The 5,937-nt window shown below is 67.9% G+C and carries 7 protein-coding genes; all 7 read right to left on the bottom strand.

What is annotated here, in order from left to right:
* A partial coding sequence (gene dapF, locus B4E30_RS02155) for a diaminopimelate epimerase (RefSeq protein WP_286793283.1) occupies positions 1-653 on the bottom strand: 653 nt, incomplete at its 3' end.
* A gap of 4 nt (positions 654-657) precedes the next feature.
* Positions 658-1,596, bottom strand: a complete 939-nt coding sequence (gene miaA, locus B4E30_RS02150) for a tRNA (adenosine(37)-N6)-dimethylallyltransferase MiaA (protein ID WP_286793282.1) — start codon at positions 1,594-1,596, stop codon at positions 658-660.
* On the bottom strand, positions 1,593-3,140 hold the full coding sequence (gene miaB, locus B4E30_RS02145; protein WP_194383375.1) for a tRNA (N6-isopentenyl adenosine(37)-C2)-methylthiotransferase MiaB: 1,548 nt from the start codon (positions 3,138-3,140) through the stop codon (positions 1,593-1,595). Before miaB ends, miaA begins: the two co-directional genes overlap by 4 nt.
* Before the next feature lie 97 nt (positions 3,141-3,237).
* On the bottom strand, positions 3,238-3,963 hold the full coding sequence (locus tag B4E30_RS02140) for a regulatory protein RecX (protein WP_286793281.1): 726 nt from the start codon (positions 3,961-3,963) through the stop codon (positions 3,238-3,240).
* Positions 3,963-5,009 (bottom strand): recombinase RecA, encoded by a 1,047-nt coding sequence (gene recA, locus B4E30_RS02135; protein WP_071045708.1) that lies wholly within the window; start codon positions 5,007-5,009, stop codon positions 3,963-3,965. The genes B4E30_RS02140 and recA overlap by 1 nt, the downstream gene beginning before the upstream one ends.
* Positions 5,010-5,241: 232 nt before the next feature.
* The gene (locus tag B4E30_RS02130) at positions 5,242-5,463 is read right to left on the bottom strand and encodes a DUF3046 domain-containing protein (protein ID WP_194383379.1); all 222 of its coding nucleotides are present in this window, start codon (positions 5,461-5,463) and stop codon (positions 5,242-5,244) included.
* A gap of 24 nt (positions 5,464-5,487) precedes the next feature.
* On the bottom strand, positions 5,488-5,796 hold the full coding sequence (locus B4E30_RS02125; protein WP_071045706.1) for a helix-turn-helix domain-containing protein: 309 nt from the start codon (positions 5,794-5,796) through the stop codon (positions 5,488-5,490).
* Positions 5,797-5,937: the final 141 nt, after the last annotated feature.

Raw genomic sequence — 5,937 nt, 5'->3', positions numbered from 1 at the left:
TCGAACACGCGCATCCGGATGCGGCCGACACCGTCGTGGACGAGAGGGTCTTCGGGCACGACGAACTCGACGTTCGCTCCCGCCGGCGGCGCGGGATCGAGGATCGGGGCCACGGTGAGGTCCAGGTCCTGCAGCTCCTCCACCGACGACAGCGCGACGACCACATGGGGGTTGCCGAGGTCGGCGTGCTGACCCGGTCGCGGGACGCTCAGCCCGCGGGCGCGCACGAGCACGTCGTCGTCGTCGACATCCCACCGGCCGAGGTCGACCTCGAATCCGAGGGTGCTGCGCGTCAGGGTCTTCACGCCCGCGCGCGTGCCGATGCGCAGGGGCTCTTCCAGGGACGCCAGGCCGGTGTCGACGAGGTACTTCGCGAACACCCGCGTGCCGTTGCCGCACATCTCGGCCACCGAGCCGTCGGCGTTGCGATAGTCCATGAACCATTCCGCTCCGGAGGCGGCGGCGGCGGCGCCCTCGTCGATCGACGTCGAGCGGATGACGCGCAGCAGGCCGTCTCCTCCGATGCCGAAGCGGCGATCGCACAGGATGGCGACATGGTCGTCGGTGAGATCGAGCGCACCGTCGGGGTCGGCGATCACGACGAAGTCGTTCCCCGTGCCGTGGCCCTTGGTGAACGCGACGGTCTGCGGCATCCTGTCAGTCTACGGGCGCTGCGCCCCGCACGCGCGCGACGGCGTCGCGGGCGGCATCGGGCGCCGGCTCTATCCACGTCAGCGCGTCATAGCGCCGGAACCACGAGACCTGGCGACGGGCGTAGCGCCGCGTGAGGGCCTGGGTCTGCGCGATCGCGTCGCTCTCGCCGACGCGGCCGTCCAGCTGCGCGAGCGCCTGGGCGTAGCCGATCGCGCGACGTGCCGTCACCCCGTCGTCGAGGCCACGCGCCCGCAGCCGCTCCGCCTCCGCCACCAGCCCCTCCGCCCACATCGCCTCGACGCGGCGATCGAGCCGTTCGACGAGTTCGGCACGGTCGACGTGCACGCCGAGGAGCGTCGTCTCCGGATGCCACAGGGACGGCGTCTCCGGCAGCGCGGCACCGTGGGTGCTCTCGCCCTGCATGACGATCTCCAGCGCCCGGACGACCCGACGACCGTTACGGGGATCGATGCGCGCCGCGGTGGCGGGGTCGAGCTCACGCAGCCGCGCGAAGAGGATGCCGGCTCCATACCGGTCGAGGTCGGCCTCCAACTCCGCACGCACGGCGTCGTCGCGAGGCGGAAAACGGAAGTCGAAGACGACGCTCGAGACGTACAGTCCCGATCCGCCGACCAGCACCGCATCCGCACCACGCGCGAAGATGTCGGAGATGGTCTCACGCGCGGTCGGCTGATACCAGGCGACCGCAGCCTCCTCGGTGACATCCAGCACGTCGAAGAGATGGTGCGGGATGCCGCGACGCGCCGACTCGGGAAGCTTCGCCGTCCCGATGTCCATGCCGCGGTAGAGCTGCATGGCGTCGGCGTTGACGATCTCCGCCGGGCGGCCCCGTCCGATCAGCTCCTCGGCGAGATCGAGCGAGAGCGACGTCTTGCCGGTGCCCGTCGCGCCGGCGATCACCCACAGCCGCGCGGCGCTCACCCGCCGATACGCAGGCTCGGGAGCCCGAGGGAGACCGCCCGGGGACCGTCGCCGGCGGACGTCGCCGGCACACCGCACGATTCGGCCTGCGAACGATCCCAGGCATCCCCTGCGCGCGTTCGGCGGATGCGCAGCGGCTGCCCGTCCGGAGCGTCCGCCAGCAGGTGGAACGGCGCGGCATGCGTCACCGTCACCGACACGACATCGCCGGGCCGCGGAGCCTCGGACCCGCGCGGAACCTCGAAGTGCACGAGGCGGTTGTCTTCGGCGCGGCCGGTGAGGCGGTGCGTCTCCGCGTCCTTCTTGCCCTCACCGGTGGAGACGAGGACCTCGAGTTCGCGACCGAGCTGGGCGTGGTTCTCCTCCAGACTGATGCGTTCCTGCAGGGCGACGAGACGCTCGTAGCGCTCCTGCACGACGGCCTTCGGCAGCTGGTCGGGCATGGTCGCCGCGGGCGTGCCCTCACGGATCGAGTACTGGAAGGTGAAGGCCGATGCGAACCGGGACTGCTCGACGACGCGCATCGTGTCCTCGAAGTCGTCGTCGCTCTCCCCCGGGAAGCCGACGATGATGTCGGTGGAGATGGCCGCGTGCGGGATGCGCTCGCGCACACGGTCGAGGATGCCGAGGAACTTCGAACTGCGATACGAGCGTCGCATCGCCTTGAGGATCCGATCGCTTCCTGACTGCAGTGGCATGTGGAGCTGCGGCATGACCTGGGGCGTCTCGGCCATCGCGTCGATGACGTCGTCGGTGAAGGCCGCCGGGTGCGGGCTGGTGAAACGGATCCGCTCGAGGCCGTCGATCTCCCCCGCGGCGCGAAGCAGCTTGCCGAATGCCTGGCGATCCCCGAACTCGACCCCGTAGGAATTGACATTCTGTCCGAGCAGGGTGACTTCGATGGCCCCGTCGTCGACGAGCATCCGGATCTCGTTCAGGATGTCGCCGGGGCGTCGATCCTTCTCCTTGCCCCGCAGGCTCGGCACGATGCAGAAGGTGCAGGTGTTGTTGCATCCGACGGAGATGGACACCCATCCGCTGTGAACGGCGTCGCGCTTGGTCGGGAGCGTCGACGGGAAGACGTCGAGGGATTCGAGGATCTCAAGCTCGGCCTCGCCGTTATGACGAGCTCGCTCGAGCAGATTCGGGAGCGAGCCCATGTTGTGGGTTCCGAAGACGACATCCACCCACGGCGCCTTGTCGATCACCGCCTGCTTGTCCATCTGCGCCATGCAACCGCCCACAGCGATCTGCATGCCCTCGTGGCGGTCCTTGCGTGACTTCAGATGCCCGAGCGTGCCATAGAGCTTGCCGGCGGCGTTGTCACGCACCGCGCAAGTGTTGATGACGATCACGTCGGCCTCGTCGCCGAGTTCCGCTCTGATGTACCCGGCGCTCTCGAGGGACCCGGAGAGACGCTCGGAATCGTGCACGTTCATCTGGCAGCCGAACGTTCGCACCTCATAGGTGCGAACTCGACCGTCGGCGGTCGTGGCGGCAGGAGAGGGTGCGATCAGCGTCGGCGCGGAGGAGGGCATGGACATGATCTGCTCAGTCTACGATCGCCTACCGTGACCTGCCGAGCAGATGCTCGACACCAAGCCCCCTCGCGCAACCATGGCACTCCTGCGGCGGCGGCGTTCAGGAGAACCTGACGCCTCGTGCGCCACGGTGCTCGTCGAGCGCACGCCGCGCGGCCTCCATCGCGACCGCACCGCCGTATCCCCGGCGCGAGAGCTGCCCGACGAGGCGCCGCAGAGCGACGTCTTGCTCGACGCGGTCAAGCTGCCGAACCTTGGTGCGCGCGAACTCGAGCGCGCGATCGGCGTCGTCGTCAGGCAAACCCGCGAGCGCCGCGTCGACGATGTCACGGGGGATGCGACGCTTCTGCAACGCCATCGCGATCGCGGTACGCCCCTGACCCTTGCGATCGACGGCGATATGGATCAGATGCTCGGCGAGCGACGAATCGTCGAGGTAGCCACGGCGACAGGCATCGTCGATGATCGACGCCGCGAGACCGTCATCGAGTTCGTGCGTCGAGAGAAACGCGCGAGCCTCCGCGATCGACAAGGGCTTGCTCCGAAGCTTGCGGAGAAGCTGCTTCTCGGCGGCGTCGCGGGCATCGTCGGTGACGCCGGCAGCGTGACCGACGGCCTCGGTTTCGTCGGCATCTCGAGAAAGACCCGGATCCGACGTCCAGGTGCGATCCCATCCACCGGCCCTGTCGGGCGGATGCCCACCCGCGGCCGCCGACGCGACCTTGCGCGTCGGGTCAGCGCCACTCTCATGCGACCCGAAGAGGGGTGTAACGGGAGCGAGGTGTCCATCGGCCTCCTCGCCCCCGTCATCGGCGAACCGGACCATCAGGCCGGGCGACGCGCGGCCAACTCATCGGCCGACGCTTCGACGCGGGGCTGGCCGATCCCGAGCTTCTCTTTGATCTTCGTCTCGATGTCTGCCGCGATATCGGCGTTCTTGATCAGGAAGTTCCGGGCGTTCTCTTTGCCCTGGCCGAGCTGCTCACCGTCGTAGGTGTACCAGGCTCCCGATTTCTTGACGATGCCGTGCTCCACGCCGAAATCGATCAGGCTTCCCTCTCGAGAGATACCGACACCGTAGAGAATGTCGAACTCGGCCTGCTTGAACGGCGGGGCCATCTTGTTCTTGACGATCTTCACCCTCGTGCGGTTTCCGACCGCGTCGGAGCCGTCCTTCAGCGTCTCGATGCGACGGATGTCCAGGCGCACGGAGGCGTAGAACTTCAGCGCCTTTCCGCCCGCGGTGGTCTCGGGCGAGCCGAAGAAGACGCCGATCTTCTCACGCAGCTGGTTGATGAAGATCGCGGTGGTCTTGGTGGTGTTGAGCCCACCGGTCAGTTTGCGCAGCGCCTGCGACATCAGACGCGCCTGCAGACCCACGTGGGAATCGCCCATCTCTCCTTCGATCTCGGCCTTCGGCACGAGAGCCGCAACGGAGTCGATGACGACGAGGTCGATGGCACCGGAACGGATCAGCATGTCGGCGATCTCGAGCGCCTGCTCTCCTGTGTCGGGCTGCGACACGAGGAGCGCATCGATGTCGACGCCGAGCTTCTGCGCGTAGTCGGGGTCGAGGGCGTGCTCCGCGTCGATGAACGCGGCGATCCCGCCGGCGCGCTGGCAGTTCGCGATGGCGTGCAGGGTCAGCGTCGTCTTACCCGACGACTCCGGTCCGTAGATCTCGATGATGCGCCCGCGGGGAAGCCCGCCGACGCCGAGCGCCACGTCGAGCGCGATCGATCCGGTCGGGATGATCTCGACCGGGGCGCGTTCGTCGCTGCCCAGGCGCATGACCGACCCCTTGCCGAACTGGCGGTCGATCTGGGCGAGAGCCGATTCGAGGGCCTTCTCGCGGTCAGCGGGTGATGGCATGGCGTGCTCCTTATGCTCGCAATCCGTCGCCTGTAGGCTGTCGCGCTCCTCTCCGGCGGATCGGATGCTGCGACAAGGCGTGGGTCGTCTCGATGACGTGGTCCACGGTAGGAGGGGGCTCCGACATCGCGTCGGAGCTCCGGAACCGGCCGGGGATCACCGGGTCGAAACGGCCCGTGTGCAGCACACTACGCCACGATTCGAACACATCTTCGAGGCGTGCGGCGTGTCGTCAGCGACGCGGTTCGAGTCGCCCGACACCGTGCCGTCGCTCCGGCGGAACATTCATCTCGATGCAGAGCGCTATCCACACCTCGCGCGGCGGCACGCCGGCATCCAACGCGGCCGTCGCCGTGCGGTCGCCGATCCCCGGGATGATCAGATCGTCGAGGAGCGCCCCGCCACGGGGACCGAACTCATCGTCGACGGCGCGACGGAATTCACTGCGCCGCATGATCTCCCCCGTGAGGGAGGACGGTCACCGGAGCGTCAACTCGGCGTCGACGGAAGCGACGAGGTCGTCGGGAACCACGTCGGGGAACGTCTGCAGACCCTCGAGCACGGACAGGCGGTCGCCCACCTCGCGCATGATCGTGGAGATCGGCACGTCGAGAGCCTCGGCCAGTGAGGCGAGGATCTCGCTCGAGGCCTCCTTCTGGCCGCGCTCCACCTCACTGAGGTAGCCGAGCGCGACGCTCGCGCGGCTGGCGACCTGGCGGAGGGTCTGCCCCTTCTGCTGACGGAAGTCCCGCAGGACTTCCCCGATCTCCTGACGCACAAGGATCATGTCGGGCCCCTCCTCACTCGTGATTCCGATCGCCGGGTGCACCACAGTACAACACCGTGATATCCAATCTAATCCCGGCCCCTTTGCATGGGGTGGGAATCGCCGAATGTAACCGAAGGGAAACACCAGGCATTCCCGAAC

Origin of the sequence: Microbacterium sp. UBA3394 (assembly GCF_002358725.1) — a bacterium.
GTDB lineage: Bacteria > Actinomycetota > Actinomycetes > Actinomycetales > Microbacteriaceae > Microbacterium > Microbacterium luteum.
This window is presented reverse-complemented; position numbering and strand designations above follow the sequence as displayed.

Coding starts and splice junctions, on each gene's coding strand:
- B4E30_RS02140 (WP_286793281.1), bottom strand. CDS start 3,963: ATGGTCCGGTTCGCCGATGACGGGGGCGAGGAGGCCGATGGACACCTC.
- miaB (WP_194383375.1), bottom strand. CDS start 3,140: ATGTCCATGCCCTCCTCCGCGCCGACGCTGATCGCACCCTCTCCTGCC.
- B4E30_RS02130 (WP_194383379.1), bottom strand. CDS start 5,463: ATGCGGCGCAGTGAATTCCGTCGCGCCGTCGACGATGAGTTCGGTCCC.
- B4E30_RS02125 (WP_071045706.1), bottom strand. CDS start 5,796: ATGATCCTTGTGCGTCAGGAGATCGGGGAAGTCCTGCGGGACTTCCGT.
- recA (WP_071045708.1), bottom strand. CDS start 5,009: ATGCCATCACCCGCTGACCGCGAGAAGGCCCTCGAATCGGCTCTCGCC.